General features: G+C 41.9%; 12 protein-coding genes and 1 other RNA gene. 1 reads left to right on the top strand and 12 read right to left on the bottom strand.

The genetic code is table 11. The annotated features are described in order from the left end of the window. Window positions 1–3 precede the first annotated feature (3 nt). Window positions 4–660, top strand: a complete 657-nt coding sequence (locus HZA77_07535) for an N-glycosylase/DNA lyase (GenBank protein MBI5375270.1) — start codon at window positions 4–6, stop codon at window positions 658–660. Between the two features lie 82 nt (window positions 661–742). Here the strand turns inward: HZA77_07535 and rnpB are convergent. The 12 genes from rnpB to HZA77_07475 all read right to left on the bottom strand — a co-directional run bounded on the left by rnpB (window position 743) and on the right by HZA77_07475 (window position 17,542). Continuing rightward, window positions 743–1,119, bottom strand: an RNA gene (gene rnpB / locus HZA77_07530) — RNase P RNA component class A. 146 nt (window positions 1,120–1,265) lie between these two features. Beyond that, window positions 1,266–1,784 carry an NYN domain-containing protein gene (locus HZA77_07525; GenBank protein MBI5375269.1) on the bottom strand — a complete coding sequence of 173 codons (519 nt, stop codon included), beginning with the start codon at window positions 1,782–1,784 and terminating at the stop codon, window positions 1,266–1,268. Between the two features lie 9 nt (window positions 1,785–1,793). Further along, window positions 1,794–4,676, bottom strand: a complete 2,883-nt coding sequence (locus HZA77_07520) for an NTP transferase domain-containing protein (protein MBI5375268.1) — start codon at window positions 4,674–4,676, stop codon at window positions 1,794–1,796. A gap of 99 nt (window positions 4,677–4,775) precedes the next feature. Then, entirely contained in the window at window positions 4,776–5,624 is an 849-nt protein-coding gene (locus HZA77_07515) for an ABC transporter permease (protein MBI5375267.1), read from the bottom strand. Window positions 5,625–5,628: 4 nt separating this feature from the next. Then, window positions 5,629–6,600 (bottom strand): ABC transporter permease, encoded by a 972-nt coding sequence (locus tag HZA77_07510; protein ID MBI5375266.1) that lies wholly within the window; start codon window positions 6,598–6,600, stop codon window positions 5,629–5,631. Window positions 6,601–6,619: 19 nt separating this feature from the next. Continuing rightward, window positions 6,620–8,266, bottom strand: a complete 1,647-nt coding sequence (locus HZA77_07505) for a peptide-binding protein (protein ID MBI5375265.1) — start codon at window positions 8,264–8,266, stop codon at window positions 6,620–6,622. Next, entirely contained in the window at window positions 8,266–8,592 is a 327-nt protein-coding gene (locus HZA77_07500; protein ID MBI5375264.1) for a septum formation initiator family protein, read from the bottom strand. The genes HZA77_07505 and HZA77_07500 overlap by 1 nt, the downstream gene beginning before the upstream one ends. A gap of 173 nt (window positions 8,593–8,765) precedes the next feature. After that, window positions 8,766–10,052 (bottom strand): hydroxylamine reductase, encoded by a 1,287-nt coding sequence (gene hcp / locus HZA77_07495; protein MBI5375263.1) that lies wholly within the window; start codon window positions 10,050–10,052, stop codon window positions 8,766–8,768. Between the two features lie 113 nt (window positions 10,053–10,165). Beyond that, on the bottom strand, window positions 10,166–12,034 hold the full coding sequence (locus HZA77_07490) for a PAS domain S-box protein (GenBank protein MBI5375262.1): 1,869 nt from the start codon (window positions 12,032–12,034) through the stop codon (window positions 10,166–10,168). 245 nt (window positions 12,035–12,279) lie between these two features. Continuing rightward, window positions 12,280–13,773: a hypothetical protein gene (locus tag HZA77_07485; protein MBI5375261.1), complete on the bottom strand. Its 1,494-nt coding sequence runs from the start codon at window positions 13,771–13,773 to the stop codon at window positions 12,280–12,282. A gap of 166 nt (window positions 13,774–13,939) precedes the next feature. Next, window positions 13,940–15,754: an ABC transporter ATP-binding protein gene (locus tag HZA77_07480; GenBank protein MBI5375260.1), complete on the bottom strand. Its 1,815-nt coding sequence runs from the start codon at window positions 15,752–15,754 to the stop codon at window positions 13,940–13,942. Then, entirely contained in the window at window positions 15,755–17,542 is a 1,788-nt protein-coding gene (locus HZA77_07475; protein MBI5375259.1) for an ABC transporter ATP-binding protein, read from the bottom strand. Window positions 17,543–17,568: the final 26 nt, after the last annotated feature.

Here is a 17,568-nt window from a genome sequence, read left to right as displayed (position 1 = left end):
AAAATGATTAAAACCCATAGCGCTGTGCATCAAAGCCTTTTGGAAGATTACAGCCAAAAGAAGCTTGAAATAAAGGGGAGGCTTGCAGAGTTTAAAAAACGGGGAGAATCCTCTAACAAGGAAATCTTCGAAGAGCTTGCCTTCTGCATATTGACAGCAAATGCAAGTGCAAAGATGGGGCTGCGCTCAATAGAAGCGATAAAGCCGGTTCTTTATAACGGAAGCTCTGAAGATATAAGTCAGCACATCAAAGGGAAACACCGCTTCTGGAGGGTCCGTCCGAAATTTATTTTCGAGACGCGAGAATATCTTAAAGAAGAATTCAGTTTTAACCTCAAAGAGATATTAAAATCATCAAAAGACAGGGAAGACCTGCGGGATTTTTTTGCCGCAAATAAAAGAATAAAGGGAATCGGTTACAAGGAGGCAAGCCATTTTTTAAGAAACATCGGTTACAGCGGATATGCCATTCTGGATAAGCATATACTTAACTGTCTTAGGGAATTCGGCGTGATCAATGGTGAGAAGAAGCCTGCCAATAAACCCTCTTATCTTGAGATAGAAAAGAAGATGCGCCACTTCGCGGAAGAAATTGACATAGATATGGATGAGCTTGATCTTCTCCTCTGGAGCAGGCAGACCGGCGAGATATTAAAATAAAGGGGACGCAACCCTTTTTCTGGCTTAAGTGCAAAGCAGGGATTGCCAAAATGCCCCATAAAATATAAGCAGAATTTTCAAAAAAATGGAGAGGGCAATAAGCCGGGTTCTGTAATACCAGTCGCCTGATATTGCAGCCATCTATCTTGGCTCAATGTCGCCATTGAGCTCTAGCGGCCTACCCGAAACAGTAAGCATAAAGCTTAAGGACGGGCGATCCTTGCTGTTTCTTATTTGGCCTTTCTCCGGGTGGGGTTTGCCATGCTGTTCCAGTCACCTGAAACACGGTGAGCTCTTACCTCGCCATTTCACCCTTACCGTGCTTACGCCCGGTGGTATATTTTCTGTGGCACTTTCCTCGGGGTCGCCCCCACTTCGCGTTACGAAGCACCCTGCCCTTTGGAGCCCGGACTTTCCTCCACCGGTTTTAACACCAGCAGCGGCTGCTTGCCCTCTCCACGTATACTAAATATCCATTTACTCTTTTATGTCAACAGATTAAATAAAATAGGAACAGCGCCCATTTTTAACTTATGTAAAATTGCAAAATTAATGGGCGCTGTCCCTATTTTACCCCTAAAATTTTAAAAGGGTTGCGTCCCCTTTTAAAATTTTTCCAGCTTCGCCTTCCTCTGCCTCTCCTTCTTGGGAAGTTTATTTCCATTCCCTTTTTTCTTTGTTATTCTCTTTGTATCATAGATGTTTCCATCATCATAATCCTCAAACTCATCATCGAGTGCCGCGGCAAGCTCCATCCTGTCTATGAATTCCCCTGAAGTTATGGCAGTGCATCCTAAAGAGGAACAACGGGAAATAAGATCATTATCACTGGTGACAATTACATATTTCCCCTTCCCTGAAGCTGCCATACGGACTATGACATCATCTGCTTTTTCACCATGCCTTGAATACAGGAGATCTATTCCGCTTATCCGGTCCCTGCTCTCTGAGTCGGCTCCGGAATTCTCTCCGTCAAAAACAACCACTACATTTGAACCTTTTACTTTCTTGTATGATGCCAGCTTTTTTATAATGTCATTTCTCAGATTTTCTAAACTATCCCTGTCAAGCGAACCGAAGGCTCCAATCAGATTGTAGCCGTCAATAAGCAATATAGCAGTCATGACCTTTCTTTACTCCTTGCTTAATTTTTCTATCCTTTTAAGTTCTTCCACTGAATTTATACCGGCTATTTCAAAAGCATTTTTTGTTTTTACAACGTTTACATTTTTCCCTCCCTTTTTTAAAAGCCCGGCTATGTCCGTGAGATAGTATTCATGCTGTGAATTATTATCATTAAGTTTTTTAAGCAGATGGAACAGTGTGTCCGCCCTGACGCAATATATGCCGCTGTTTATCTCCTTTATTTTTTTCTGTGAAGACGTTGTGTCCTTCTCTTCCACAATCCTGCTGAAATCACCTTTACTGTCCCTCACAATCCTTCCGTAACCAAATGGGTTTAGAAGATCAGCAGTCAATATGGAGAGCTCTGTTCCTGAACTAAGGTGCGAATTCAAAAAACTAATTATTGTTTTTTTACTAAGAAGCGGAACATCCCCGTAGAGAATCAGTACATTCCCATCAAACTTTTTTAGAGCCTTTTCTGACTGCATGACCGCATGGCCTGTGCCAAGCTGTTCCCTTTGCATGGCGTAGCTAATCCCATTCGAGCCAATCTCTTTTTTAACCATATTCGCCTTGTAACCAACAACCACTACAACAGGGTCTATGCCGCAATCTTTTGCAAGCTTTATGGAATATGAAAGCAATGGTTTTCTATTCAGCTTATGAAGTACCTTGGGCAGAGGGGATTTCATCCGTGTTCCCTTCCCTGCAGCCAGTATTACACAGGCTGTTCTTGTTTTTAGCTTAGACTCTTCAATGAACCTTCTTCCTTTTTCTGTAAGCTTAGCGGAACCATCTGCACCCATTGAAATAAATCCTTCTTTTTTTACCGAATCATCAATGACCCGTGAAAAATATCTGATCTCATCGGGACTCATAGAGTTTTTAAGTTCCTTTTCAGAAAGCCCACCATAATAAAGAATATTAAGAATCTTCCCCTGTATAATGGCATTCGGTTGAGTCAATGACTTAAGTAAAATCCCTGCAATATGTGATATGTTCTCTCCTGCACTGCACATCTTCCCGGAAATTGATTTACTGCATTTAACGGTAATCTGGGTTTTTTCTTCGGTACCTGAATTCCTTATATAAAGAGCGCCGCAATTCCTCCCTTTCTCATCTGACAGGCTGTAATAAATAAGATCCGGTTCCTCAGCTTTTCTTTCTTCCGAAATGCGGTTCAAGAAAAGGGTTGCGTCCCCTTTTAACACTGCTTTCGCTGCTTGTTTGAGCTTCATTCTTAAGCCGCTATCGTGAGTAAACTTTTTGCGGTCCGAGTAATAAACATAAAATGTTTTTTTATAGCTCTCTTCAAATGGGTGCCTGAGCATTGACAATCTTTTTTCCTGAGATTTTCCGGCAGTTGCTGCGACATCTGCGGCAAATGAATTCAATGCCGCTTTTATCCCGTTTCCGGTAAAGACAGGAAGAACCGCTGAATCTAAAGTCTTAAGGAGTCCCATTGTTATGGCGTGGCCGCTCTCTTCGTAAGCCAATCCGAATCTTATCTTCTTCCCATAAAGAAGACCGGCAAATCTCTTATTTCTCTCGCCAGAAAATAAAACCCCGCTTTTATTTAAAACATCTGAAAGGTGAAAAGCGCTCATTCCTTTACCGTTCTTTACATTGACAAGATAATCAGAAATATATTTTTTCTCTTTTTCCGAAAGACCAAGTGTTTTCCAATTATCTAATATTTCTTTTATAAAATGACAAATGCTGTAAAATAAAATCCATTTATCGCCTATCCCTGTAACTGTATTTTTAAATCCCAATGCCTCCGCATAGGATGTGATTTTGACATCAGACTCTATAGTGTTCAAAACCGGAAGCACGTCCCGCTTATCTTTAGCACCTCTGAAATATCTGCCGCTAAGATACCTGCAAAGCAGAGCTGCGTTTTTATCACCGCTCATCAAATAAATTGAATCACTGGCAGGATTGTAATCAAGACGCATGAAGCGATCGCCATCGCCATCAAAAACCACGCCGGAGAGGATAGTCTTACCACTTTTTATCTCTTTCTTGAATTTGTAAGCTTCGCTGTAAATACTGTGGACAATCTCAGGCGCGTCATTGATATTATCTTTGATATTCTCTTTCATCCATTCTTTTTTTCTTTCAATCTCAGTTACACCGCACCCTTCGTTTACAGGTTTAGTTAGGTCTCCGGCAGTTTCTGTAACTCTGCCAAACCCCGCGCTTTTAAATATCTCTTCTGATATTCCGGAATAAGCGCCATTCGATGAATCTATGGAAATGGAATATTTTGAAACTAATGACGGCGATTCAATCCAACTGTTCTGAGGCGAAAGTAAAAAACCCTTAAAGCAGGCAATCGCTTCCCTGCTCATGTCTGTTACCGAAGCTAAAGCTTTTATCCTCTTCACCTTAGAATAATCTGTTTTATAGATAAGCCTGCTGAACTCAGCTTCATCAGAGGGGAGAAGCTTCATTCCAAGAGGAGCAAGAAAAATTTTTATGCCGTTCTGCTCCGGAGGATTGTGCGATGCAGTTAAAACAACAGAAGCTTTTGCTCCACTGTATTGCATAAAAATAACCGCAGCAGGAGTAGGGACTATTCCTATGGTGATTATTTTTTTTATAGCGCGGGAAAGCCCTCTGATAAATGGATTTACAACCATTCCTTCTTTATCGCGCGGATCCCAGCCAACCACTATGGAATCGCTGCTTAAAAGGAATTTCCTGTTTAAAAGAAATTTGCCAAGGCAATATCCATAAAGCTCGGCGAACTCCTCTGTGATTACACCATGCTCAACGTAAGCTTCAACTGGAGATAAATTTTTTACCCGAGCTGAATCTGATCTAAGAACCAGACCTCTTACACCATCCGTACCCTGAAGTCTTTCAGGCAGTTTTATTTTTTTCATATATCCTTTGCTATTCTCTATTTTACTGGCTTGGCTGCTCCTGCGGCAGGCACCTGCTGTTCAGTGCCGGAGCGGGGACTGCCAAGCCACAAATCACTATTAAATATTAAGTCTCGGGTCAAGCGAATCGCGTATTCCCTCGCCAAGAAGATTGTACGACAAAACCGTTATAAGTATTGCAAAGCCCGGAAACAGTGAAAGCCACCAGGCAATCTCGATATTATCTTTTCCTTCGGTGAGTATGTTCCCCCAGCTTGGAGTAGGAGGTTGTACACCGATGCCAAGGAAGCTTAAGGCAGACTCTGTCAGCACTGCCGCAGCAACTCCAAGCGTCGCAGACACAAGCACCGGAGCCATTGCATTTGGCAGGACATGGTTGAACATGACCTTAAGATTGCTTGCCCCAATCGCCCTTGCAGCCACGACAAAGTCCCTTTCCTTGAGACTCAAAAACTCGGCCCTCACAAGCCTTGCCACACCCATCCACCCTGTAACTCCGATGACTATCATTATGTTGTATATGCTCGGTTCAAGGATTGATATCACTGCAAGTATGAGGAAAAAAGACGGAAAACAGAGCATGATGTCAACAACTCTCATCACAAGCGAGTCAACCCATTTTCCGTAGAATCCCGATATACTTCCAAGTATAACGCCTATCAATGTCGCAATGCCTACAGCCACAAAACCGACTTTAAGTGATATCCTTGAGCCGTAAAGGATTCTCGTAAAAACATCCCTTCCAAGTTCGTCTGTACCGAATATGTGGGCCCTGCTCGGAGGATTCAATATCTGCGTCACATCAATATCATCAGGAGAATAGGATGAGAGATAGGAGGCAAAGATAGAAACTACAAACAGGACTATCACAACTCCTGCACCAAGCAGTGCAAGCCTGTTCTTAGTAAAGTTACGCCAGAATATTTTTCCGAAACTCTCGCCGCCCATTTTTTTAAAGCCTTATTCTCGGGTCTGCCAATGCATAGCTTATATCAGCTATGAGATTCCCCACAAGCGTGAGGAATGCCCCGATCACCAGCTCTCCCATTATCACAGGGTAATCCCTCGACATAACTGCCATATAAAAAAGCTGTCCCATACCGGGAATAGCAAATATCGTCTCGAATATAACGCTCCCTCCTATCAATCCGGGAAGTGAGAAACCAAGTATTGTGATTACAGGAAGAAGTGCATTTCGTAAAGCATGTTTCCCGATGACAGTTCTTTCCTCAAGACCTTTTGAACGGGCTGTTGTGATGTAATCCTGCCTTATGACTTCGAGCATGTTTGAACGCGAATATCTTGAAAGTCCTGCAAACCCTCCAAAAACTGAAACAAAAAGAGGAAGGACGATATGCCTGCCAAGGTCCAGCATTTTTCCTATAAAAGTCATGTTATCGTAATCAATCGATTTTAATCCGGAAATCGGAAGCCACCCAAGATTCACCCCGAATAAAATCATCAGAAGGAGCGCCAGCCAGAATGTAGGCACTGCAAAACCAAGAAACACGATTACAGTGGAGATTTTATCAAACAGCGAATACTGATAGGTTGCGGAAAAGACTCCCAGCGGTATGGCTATGAGGACAATTATAAAAAGAGAAATGGTGTTTATTCCTATCGTTATCCATATCCTCTCGTTTATCTTGTCAATGACAAGCCTCCTGTCAGGGGAGAATGACCTTCCGAAATCAAATTTGACTATCCGTTGCAGCCAGTCAAAGTATTGCAGATGAAGCGGCTTGTTAAGTCCGTATAGCTCCCTTAACTGCTGCTTTGCCTGTACAGAGGCCTTGGGATTAAACTCTGTGGCAAGGTCTGTGGGTTCTCCCGGAGCAAGATGAATCACTATGAAAGAGATGAGTGTGATCCCGAACAGCAAAGGAATCATGGCGCCAAATCTTTTTATTAGATATGTTCCCATTTGTGGATGAGAGGATAAGTCAGGGAGTCATTTCAGTAAATTTCTGAAGTTCTTTAGGGACGAACCATTTAATAAAATTATAATTGATACCGGCTGGTTCCGGTTTAATATTCTTGAACCGCGCACTTATTGCAGGGAGAGAGTCGGGTACGAATAAAAAAACATAAGGCTGCTCATCGGCAAGGATTTCCTGTATCCGTCCGTAAGCTTTTTTCCTTTCATCCAGATTGAAAGTTGATCTTCCTGCTTCAAGGAGCTTATCAACCTCAGGATTGCTGAAAGAAATAAAATTCAGTTCATCAGGTCCTGTTTTGCTCGAATGCCATACATCGTAAAGGTCAGGCTCTATGGGTATGGACCAGCCGAGGATAATAGCCTCAAAATTCTTCTTGTGTATGAAATCTTTAAGGAATGCCGCCCACTCCACTATTCTTATCTTCACATTGATTCCTACATCCTTAAGATTTTTTTGTATGATTTCTGCTGTGCGGGCCCTCATTGAGTTTCCCTGATTTGTTATGATTGTAAATTCAAATTTTTCCCCATTCTTTTCAAGCAGACCATCGCCGTCAATATCCTTCCATCCGGCTTCAGCGAACAGTAATTTTGATTTTTGCGGATTATATGGATATTTGTTAACATTTGGATTGTTAGCCCACATATCTGAGCGGTACGGACCTACAGCTTCAGTTGCCAAGCTCAGATTTACCCCGTCTATTATCTCTTTTTTATTCACGGCATAACTTATTGCCTGCCTTACCTTCTTATCCTTGAACTTTTCATCCTTCAGGTTAAAACCCAGAAAAGTATATCCAAAAGAAGGATAACGGAATTTTTGAAAGTTATTTTTAAACACCGGGGAGTCGGTCTGCCTTGAATACTGAAGCGGTGTTAATCCCATCTCATCAACACCTCCTGCCTGAAGTTCCAGAAACATTGTCTGGTTGTCAGGGATTATCCTGTAAATCACACGGTTTATATAAGGTCTTCCTTCAAAGTAATCATTGTTTGAAACAATGACTATCTTCTCGCCTGTTTTCCATTCTTTAAATTTGTATGGTCCCGTTCCTACGGGATTACGTCCGAATTCAACGTTGCTTATATCTTTTCCTTCAAGTAGGTGTGCCGGCAGTATCCACGTTGACCAGGTTATAAGGGCAGGAGCAAATGGTTTGTCATAGGTAACTTTAAAGGTATAGTCATCCGGAGCTTCTGCTTTTTTGACACGGAGAAAATCACCGCTGTAGGCAGTAGGTGTTTTCGGATCAATCATCAGCTTATAGGTGAACATCACGTCTTTTGAAGTGAAAGGAACTCCGTCATGCCACTTGACATTCTTTCTGAGATTGAATGTGATAGTAAGGCCGTCTTCAGAAACTTTCCATGAGTCCGCAAGTGCGCCTTCAATAATGAGGTCCTTATTGTATCTGACAAGTCCGTTATATATCAGGTCGGCAATCTCGTGGGATGCGCTGTCCGAGGCAATGTGAGGAAGCAGTGTAGAGGCATCTCCTATTGAGCCTTCGATTATTGTATCTCCATATGCAGGCTCATAGACCTTTCCTTCCTGTGATGGAGAAAGTGCGGATTTGTTTTCCTTACGGCAGGCACCAAAACCTATCAATAGAATCAAAACCGCAAATGCGGCCACAAGTCTATGCTTCATCATTTCCCTGTACTCTTCATTTTAATGACTATCTCGCCGTCTTTTACCAAATCAAGTTCCTCTCTTACTACTTTTTCAGTCCAGAACGGATCCTTTTTTGCATTGTCAATTTTCTTCGCAAGAATGGTATTTTCATTTCTGAGCTGATCTATCTTTGACTGAAGCTCAACCCGTTTTGTTTCCAATTCTTTGATTTTGAGATAACCGTTGTCACCTGCAAAAAAGAGGACGGCTATTATTACAACATACGCAAGCAGCACACATACTACCACGCGTGATTGTGCGCGCCTTACAGCACTTCTTAGTTTTTTTACTTTACGGGCCACTTTATAAGTTCATATAAAATTATTTGTTTATTTTAGATGGTTATTAAAAGAACTGTCAAGGTAAAGAAAAAACAAAAAAAACCGGCGTCGTTATATATTCACGACGCCGGCATGTTCACCCTCAGATACTCCCTTTTTTGGGTACAAATGAGGGCCGGGGGTCCCCATATTTTTTACTTTTTGAGTATTGCCTTTAAATCTTCCTCCGGAGTCGTAATAAGCTTTAAGTCAAATTTGTCCTGAAGAACCTTAACTACGTTAGGCGTCAGGAATGCAGGAGGCGTAGGTCCGAGTCTCATACCCTTGATGTTAAGTGAAAGGAGTGTAAGAAGAATTGCAACAGCCTTCTGCTCATACCATGACAGTATCAGTGACAGAGGAAGGTCGTTGACACCGCAGTTGAAAGCGCCGGCAAGTGCCACGGCAACCTGAATCGCGCTGTACGCGTTGTTGCATTGTCCGATATCGAGAAGCCTCGGTATCCCGTCTATTGTCCCAAAATCCTGTTTGTTGAAACGGTATTTCCCGCAGGCAAGCGTAAGTATCACGCAGTCCTTGGGAACCTGTTCCGCAAATTTCGTGTAATAATTTCTTCCAGGTTTTGCACCGTCGCATCCTCCGATCAGGAAGAAATGCTTAATCTTCCCTGCCTTAACAGCTCCGATTACCTTGTCCGCAATGCCGAGGATCGCAGTGTGATGGAAACCTGTCATTATCTTTTTGCCCGGCGCTTCAGCGAGAGGCTGTGTCTTCAGAGTTCTTTCAATTAATTTTGAGAAATCATGCCCCTGAATATGGCCTTCTTTTGATGCGGATGTAACTCCCATTGTGAAAAATCTGTCTTTGTAAGATTCTTTTGGAACCTGGATACAGTTGGTTGTTGCAAGTATCGTACCCGGAAAAGCGTCGAATTCTTTAAGCTGGTCCTGCCATGCTCCGCCGTAGTTGCCGACAAGATGTTTGTACTTGCGGATCTCAGGATAAGCGTGAGCCGGAAGCATCTCTGTGTGAGTGTATATATTGATTCCCTTCCCTTCTGTCTGCTTTAACAGCTCCTGGATATCAAGCAGATCATGACCGGTGACAAGTATTCCGCGTCCAGCTTTTGTACCTGTATCAACTTCAACCGGAGTCGGATTGCCAAAACGCTCGCAGTGGGCTTTATCAAGCATCTCCATAGTTTTCAGGTTCATCTGCCCGCATTTGAGTACCATATTGAGATGGTCTTCAAGGTCGAAGTTCACATTAGTGAGGGTTGTGAATAAGGCTTCGTGCATGAATGCATCCACCTCAGGGTCAGTCTTCCCAAGTTTCTTTGCGTGCCATGCATATGCCGCAATACCTTTCAAACCGAAAATAAGAGTTTCCTGCAATGATTGAATATCGGGATCTTTCCCGCACACACCGGCGACAGTGCAACCTGTCCCTTTTGCCGCTTGTTCGCACTGGTTACAGAACATAATATTTCTCCTCTTTAAGAGTATGGTTTTTTATTCAGCGTTTATCCGCCACTGTGGTTGAATATATAATTAAGAGATAAAGTCCGGTATGACCTAAGTCATAAACCTTTTTTTTATTTTTTAACGTAGCCGTAAAGCTTTTCAGCGCATTCAGGACAGATGCTGTGAGTAAATTCAGCCTCGCTATGTTCTGAGATATATGATTCAACCATGTTCCAGTATCCACTGTCATCGCGAATCTTCTTGCAGGAAGCGCAGATTGGAATCAGCCCGCTAAGTGTTTTAATGTTTGCAATGGCACCCTGCAGGTCTGTTATCAGTTTCTCGCGAACTTGAGTTTCTTTTTTCTGCTTTGTAATATCCTGCGCCACGCAGATTATAGCAAGAGCTTTTCCGTCATCATCGCGCATTATGGAAGCGGAAAATGAAACAGGTATACTATTCCCTTCTTTAGTACGGTACTCAGTTTCCTTGTTCTGGATAATCCAGTATGTGTCATCATCTTTTGTCTCAGTTCCGTTAAAAGGCAGTTTTACAGGAAAAATTGTGCTGAGTTTTTTCCCTATAAGTTCACCTTCCTCATATCCAAGCATTCTGTATAGTGCCGGATTGGCATTTGTAATGAATCCGGTAGTTGATATTACAACAAGGCTTTCAGCCATAGAGCTGATTATATTCTCAACATATTCCTTTGAAACAGTTTTTTCAGAAATAGATGCAGCCATCTGGTTAAATGCATCCGCCAGTTCTCCGATCTCATCATTTCTTTCAATATTCACGCGGGATGAAAGATTCCCTTTTCCCATTAATATTGCCGCTTCCTTAAGTTTTAATACCGGCCCGATAATCTGTTTCACTAAAAAAATAAAGACAGAAATAACTATTGTTATTATGATAACTACTAAAACACCTATCCCTGTTTCTATTCTGCTGATACTGCTGCTCATGCTGATGATTTCACCCTCAATCTCCTTTTCCTCATTTGTAATATGAATATCCATTTTCTTAGAGAAGGCAGAGGAAAGAGGTTCTATATTGTTTTTGAGATACTCCAGCGCTTCACCGGTTTTTCCTTCCCTGGCAAGGGAGAGTACTATCACTTTCCTCTCTGTTAAAATGCCGTACTCTTCATTAAGTTCTGAAAGAAGCTCGACCTGCCGGCGGCAAAGTACCTCATTTTTATCTTTCAAATCATCTGCAATTTTCTTCCATCTTGCAATAATCGAGCTGCACCTCCCGGAAAATTCATTAAGCTCAAGTTTATCTTCAGTTGATCCAGTGGCAATAAAATCAAAAAGACTCTTTACCTCTCCGTTGACCTCACGCTGAAATCTTTCTGCGAGTATGGTCATCAATAAATCAGGATACATATTTTTTATTTCCAGCCGCAAAGCAGGTGAAAGGAGTATGCCATAGTTACCTGCAAGGGTTTCAAGATTCATTAGCCGTTCAAGAGAGACTGTTTCGCGCACAGAAACGAGCATCTTCATTTTAGAAGAAAGAACATCATAAATGGGTGCTGTTTCCATGTAGAAGGCTTTTATAGCATCATCCTTTTTTGCCTGTTCAAAGAGTGCAATGGATTTATCCCCTGCCTGTTCAACGGAAGAGTACATTTTTTCAATATCATCTAGCGGCATATATGGATTGTTGAAATAATCATAATCCTCTTCTTTTCTGTGAGTATCGATTCGTTGTTTCCATAAATTCATTATTCTTCCAGCTTCACTTCGCAGTTGTTCCATCTCCTGTCTGTGTTCTTGATTACCTGTTAATATAAAATGAGAATATTCTGAGATGTAGAGTTCAAAAATAACTGCGCATCTTTCGGCATGTATAAGTTCCTCTGCTGACTGGTGAAATTCTCTGACTTCGCCTCCAATGCTTCTGTAAAAGGAAACAGCAAACAGAAGGAGGATAGCTATTAGTATAACCAGAGGAAAGAATATAAGATAACTTCGAGTTTTCAGCGACAGTCTCATCTTCTACATCCGGAATATTTTTTTGTCATCTATATCAACATTATATCAGCGATGAACTGAAATAAATAATTATTTCTTATTCAAATAAGAACATTTTAATACAGAAAATCAAGTTATATTTTAAAATTGACGCCAGTTAACAAAAATAGTCATCTTAGAAATGTAGAATAAGTTTATTTAGGAATGATAAATAAAAAAAGCCGGAGCAATCTGCTCCGGCTTCAGAAATCTGCAGCTTGGATAAATCAGTTCTTCCTCTTAGCTATCGCCGAATCAAGAGCCATATAGAGAGCTTCAATTATATGGTGCTGATATTTTCCAACCGGCACACCATTATATATTACTTTTGTCTTCCCCTGCTCCATGACTCTCACATAGGGAACCGACCAGTCGGGGTAGTCAATGGGATCATCTATATTATACTGGTCGAAGTTTTCATAGTTCTTCATTGCATGATGCATCAGCGTATCCGAGTTTTCTGCATGGAATTCTATAGGAAGTCCTATGGCAAAATCATAACCTTCTTTGATCGCATCCCAATAAGCCATGTTCGTTCCATAAATGTATCCGGCTTTAACTGATCCCCAGAAATCCAGCTCTGTACCGGTATATTTTCCTTTCGGGTTCCAGTAGGGGTCAGCAAATTCATCCTGGCATCTGATGACTTTCGATTTACTGAATTTATACTTGGACACCATCTCCTTAACAGAGTCAAAAAGCGGATCAGAATATATTGGAGCGTTCTCAAGCCATGCTTCCCATTGAAATTTACCCCACGGCATCCCATGGAATGTAACTGCAACCATTACGCTTGAGCCTTCAGGTATGGCATCAAGCCTGTCCTTCAGCATATCAAGGAATGCCTGACGCGCCGGCTGGAAATTACCCATCTGCGGCGCAATTATAATTTTTACTTTCTTGTTATGCTCTTTTTCCCATTCCTCTATATATTCGAAAGCATGGTAGAAGGTGGAATTAAAATCTTCGAAATGCGAGTAAATCGCGAGAGGTGAAGCAAGTATTATAGTTTCGCACCCTTTATCAAGAAGATCGTGCAGAGTTTTTTTCATATCCCAGTGGAGCAGACTGCAGGCTGCACCGACTTCAACATTTTTATATTTGGCTTTTATCTTGTCAAAGGCTCCGTTGATTATCTTAAAGGATGCCTCCCAGTGAGGGAGCCTTCCGTTTCCCTGTTTTATGCCATGTCCGTAATAATAAAGACGCGACTTGTTTGCAACTTTACCGCATGCTGAAGGCTCTCCGCTTAAGCGGCCTGTGAAAAGAAAATAGCCGTGATCAAGATATATCTGCCCTGAAGGCGGCACCCATACGCATTTACCTGCTTTATAGAGTTCAATGTAGGGAGTACCATCAACATCGCGGTCATTTCCAAAGGCATCTTCAAGATGTGTCGGAACGAATTCCTTCCTTGCATGCACATGATGGGGATCAAGAAGAGCAACCCCTTTGTCCTTTAATGCAAGAAGGTTAAAAGGCCATGGAACAACTACTTTGAATATCTTGATTATTATATTGTGGAAAAAAGCATGGCTGTGTTTATCAGGCATTATAAGACCGCCGACAAATACGCCTACTTTACCCACAGGGGTCGTATCCTGTTTCTTGTAATATTGGAAATAATCAGGCTCAAGCCGCCTGTTTTTATACTTGAACATTCCAAAAAGGAACCCTACAAGAACGATCAAACATCCCAAAATACTCAGTACAATAATCATCCTCCAAACCTCCATATTGTTTTCACTGGTTGTATCCTTAGCGTCCGGAACAGTTCAAAATTTCGTTCAATATAACAAAACAAAGAAACATGACAAGATAAAACAAATGACAATTTGTAAAATTCTTGTAGACGATGTCTCAGTCGATACATCGTGCCTTTATCTATCAGGCACCTTCGGCAACCTGGCTGTCTGCAACGCCTCCCTGAAGCCTGTAAAGCCTGTAATAGATCCCTTTCTTAATAAGCAGTTCCTCATGCGTTCCTAATTCCCTCAATTTTCCCTTGTGCATGACTGCAATCCTGTCCGCATCGCGTATAGTCGAAAGACGATGTGCGATTATAATAGATGTCCTGCCCCGCAAGAGCTCTTTTAATCCCTGCTGTATGAGATGTTCTGTTTCAACGTCTACATTCGATGTTGCTTCATCGAGGATAAGTATCTTTGGATTAAATGCAAGGACTCTTGCAAATGAAAGAAGCTGTTTTTCTCCGCTTGAAAAATTATTTCCTCTTTCAGAGACGTGTTCTTTCAGTTTTGCAGGGAGCTTCTCTATCACCCTATCTGCTTTAACTGTTCTGACGCACTCTTGAAGTCTTTCAGTAGTTATGTCATCGTTCGCAAGCCTGAGATTCCCTTCAATGTCTCCTGAAAAGAGGAAAATATCCTGAGGGACTATCCCTATGTTCCGCCTCAACCAGTCTTTTTTAATTTCCCTTATATCCACTCCGTCTACATATACATTCCCTTGCTCGCATTCGTAAAAACGGAGAAGGAGTTTCAGGAGTGTTGATTTACCTGCCCCGGTTGCACCGACAATTGCTACTTTCTCTCCCGGAGATATATTGAGGCTGAAATCCCGTATAACAGGGTCTCCTCCATTATATGCGAAAGTCACGTTTCTGAATTCAATCTCTCCCTTCAAACCTTCCACTACTCCTACGCTTTCATCTGTTTTTTCTTCCTCTTCATCAAGTAGTGAAAGAACACGTTCTGAAGAAGCCATGGCCTGCTGCATGATCGCATACTTCTGTGAAAGGTCACGTATAGGGACAAAGAATTTCTGGACATATTCTATAAAAGCCACGAGCACGCCAAAACTTATTGCATTCCTTAAAATCTCACCTCCGCCATACCAGATGATGAGAGCCACAGAAACTGACCCTATAAGTTCCACAAACGCATAGAGGAGCGCATCATAGATAACAGACTGCATGTTTCCTTTGCGGAGCTCATTATTATAGTTCTGGAATTCTTCGAAATTTCTCTTCTCTCTGCGAAAGAGTTTCACTATTTCAATTCCTGAAAGGTTTTCTTCGAGATAAGAATTTACAAGGGCTGTTTTCGTTCTAATCACCCTGTAGGCCTTTCTTCCTTTCACCCTGAAAAAAGCTGCAAGAACCGCAAGGAATGGAAGAACCGTGAACATCACAAAAGCAAGTCGCATATTGAGCATGAGCATTGCCACCATGATACCGGCAAGCATTATAAAATCACCGGCAAATGAAGCTATCCCGGCGGTGAACATCTCATTTAGATTCTCCACATCGCCTGTAAGTCTTGTTACGAGTCTTCCCACCGGGTTTTTATCAAAGAATTTCAGAGGCAGGCGCTGGACATGCGTGAATAGAACTGTACGAAGGTCCAATATTATTTTCTGTCCGGCAATCTGGAGCAGATATTGCTGAATGAAAGTAACTATATATTGCAAAATGAGTATGCTGAAGAAGAGCACCGCAAGTACATTAAGTCCCTTCAGTTCCCCCCTGGCTATATTATTATCAATGGCTGTTTTTATAATATAAGGCTGTAAGAGCTGTAATACTGCGACAACAGGAAGGATGCACAGCGATATAATAATAAGCCACTTATGGGGCGCTACATATACCCAAAGCCTCTTCATCAAATTAGAGTCGTAAGCTTTTCCAAGCTCATGTTCCTCTAATATTGATCCCCCTTCTCCTCCGTGCACTCCAGACATCTACAGCTCCTCCATTTCCTCAGTGAGAGCCTGACGGGTATAAAGTTTGAAATAAGTACCCCGCTTTTGCATCAGCTCTCCATGTGTTCCAAGTTCAGCAAGCTTACCATTGTCAATGACCGCTATCCTGTCAGCATATTTTAAAGGTGATATTCTGTGCGTTATCACGATCGAAGTTTTCTTCTTCAGGATGTCGCGAAGATTCTCCATTATATTCCTCTCCGTATGCGTATCAACGCTTGAAAGAGAATCATCAAGTATCAGAATATTTGGATCGCATACCAGCATTCTCGCAAGTGTGAGCCTTTGCCTTTGTCCTCCTGAAAGGGTAACACCTCTTTCTCCGACTCTTGTTTCCATGCCATCAGGAAACCCTTCTATGTCCTTCAGGAAGTCAGCGATCTCAGCGGCCTTAGCAAGCATATCAGGGTTCATTCCTCCATTCCCGTTATCAAGACCATACCCGATATTCTCCCGGATACTGTTGTGAAAAATAAAACCCTCCTGAGGAATGTACCCTATTGATTTCCTTAAAGACGCAACCGGAACTTTTGTAATATCTTTGCCATCTATATAAACTGCCCCTTCAGGCACCTCGATAAGCCTTGTTATCAGTTTTGCAAGCGTCGTCTTTCCTGATCCGGTAGGACCTACAATGACAAGTGTTTCTCCTTCCTTTATTGTAAGAGATACACCGTCTATCACATTCCTGCCCGGCTCATTGCCGCTGTCGTCTGACGGTGAACCATAAGAAAAAGTGAGGTCTTTTATCTCAATGTCTCCTGACAGGATTGCGCTATCATTTTCACTTTCATCATCAGTAATAGTGGGGATTTCATCAAACACCTCGCAAACCCTTGCGAATGAAGCCAATCCTCTCTGAATCAAAGTGAATATCCAGCCAAGCGCTATGGAAGGCCATATAAGCATTCCAAGATATGTGTTAAACGCAACGAAATCCCCGAGAGTTATCTCTTTGTTTATCACCATGGCTCCCCCCTGCCACAAAACTATAAGGGTTCCGACACCGCTTAACATGCCCATAAGAGGAAAAATAAGCCCCATATATTTAACGAGCTTAAGCCTCATACTGTAATATGACTTGTTATAATCTATAAACCTTCTGTAATTCTTTTCCTCCTGAACAAATGCTTTTATTGTCTGAATACCGCTAACTGTTTCCTGAGATATATTACTGATTTCACCAAGCATGTCCTGCGTTTCCCTTGATATGGAATACATTTTGGGAGTAACTTTCTTGACAACAAGCACAATGAGCGGAAGCGGTATAAGGGAAAGGAGTGTTAGCCTTGGGCTTAGACTAAACATCGCGCAAAGAGCAACAATATATGTAAAGCACGTACTTATTATGGTGAGAATGCCAAATCCTATAAACATCTTTATAGTGTTCAGATCATTAGACGCCCGCGATATGAGATCGCCTATTCTGAATTTGGAAAATCCCTTAGGTGACAATCTTAAAAGATGTCCGAATATATCCCTTCTCAGGTCATATTCCATATAACGGCTTGCACCAAAAAGGAAATATCTCGAGATGAGCCTGAACAGAAAACCTGAGCACGCAAGAATAACTATAATAAAAGCATAGTAGGACACACCATGAGCTGACGATGTTGGATTCTTCAAACTTTCAATGGCAATTTTTAAAGCCCACGGGATTGCAAGGTTAGAGGAATCGAATATAAGGACGGCAATTATACCGCAAACAAACCACCACCGGTATATATAGAGACTATCCTTCAGCTTTGAGTAATACTCTTTTTTCATAACCCCTTCTTAAATCATAGAAATAA

The sequence above is a fragment of the Candidatus Schekmanbacteria bacterium genome (assembly GCA_016219965.1).
Taxonomy (GTDB): Bacteria; Schekmanbacteria; GWA2-38-11; order GWA2-38-11; family J061; genus JACRJM01.
Note: the sequence above shows the minus strand (reverse complement) of the source record. Positions and strands in the feature narration are given on the sequence as shown.

Excerpts from the sequence above, each read along its gene's own strand:
- HZA77_07535 (MBI5375270.1), top strand. The coding sequence starts at position 4 with ATGATTAAAACCCATAGCGCTGTGCATCAAAGCCTTTTGGAAGATTAC.
- HZA77_07525 (MBI5375269.1), bottom strand. The coding sequence starts at position 1,784 with ATGACTGCTATATTGCTTATTGACGGCTACAATCTGATTGGAGCCTTC.
- HZA77_07520 (MBI5375268.1), bottom strand. The coding sequence starts at position 4,676 with ATGAAAAAAATAAAACTGCCTGAAAGACTTCAGGGTACGGATGGTGTA.
- HZA77_07515 (MBI5375267.1), bottom strand. The coding sequence starts at position 5,624 with ATGGGCGGCGAGAGTTTCGGAAAAATATTCTGGCGTAACTTTACTAAG.
- HZA77_07510 (MBI5375266.1), bottom strand. The coding sequence starts at position 6,600 with ATGGGAACATATCTAATAAAAAGATTTGGCGCCATGATTCCTTTGCTG.
- HZA77_07505 (MBI5375265.1), bottom strand. The coding sequence starts at position 8,266 with ATGAAGCATAGACTTGTGGCCGCATTTGCGGTTTTGATTCTATTGATA.
- hcp (MBI5375263.1), bottom strand. The coding sequence starts at position 10,052 with ATGTTCTGTAACCAGTGCGAACAAGCGGCAAAAGGGACAGGTTGCACT.
- HZA77_07490 (MBI5375262.1), bottom strand. The coding sequence starts at position 12,034 with ATGAGACTGTCGCTGAAAACTCGAAGTTATCTTATATTCTTTCCTCTG.
- HZA77_07485 (MBI5375261.1), bottom strand. The coding sequence starts at position 13,773 with ATGATTATTGTACTGAGTATTTTGGGATGTTTGATCGTTCTTGTAGGG.
- HZA77_07480 (MBI5375260.1), bottom strand. The coding sequence starts at position 15,754 with ATGTCTGGAGTGCACGGAGGAGAAGGGGGATCAATATTAGAGGAACAT.
- HZA77_07475 (MBI5375259.1), bottom strand. The coding sequence starts at position 17,542 with ATGAAAAAAGAGTATTACTCAAAGCTGAAGGATAGTCTCTATATATAC.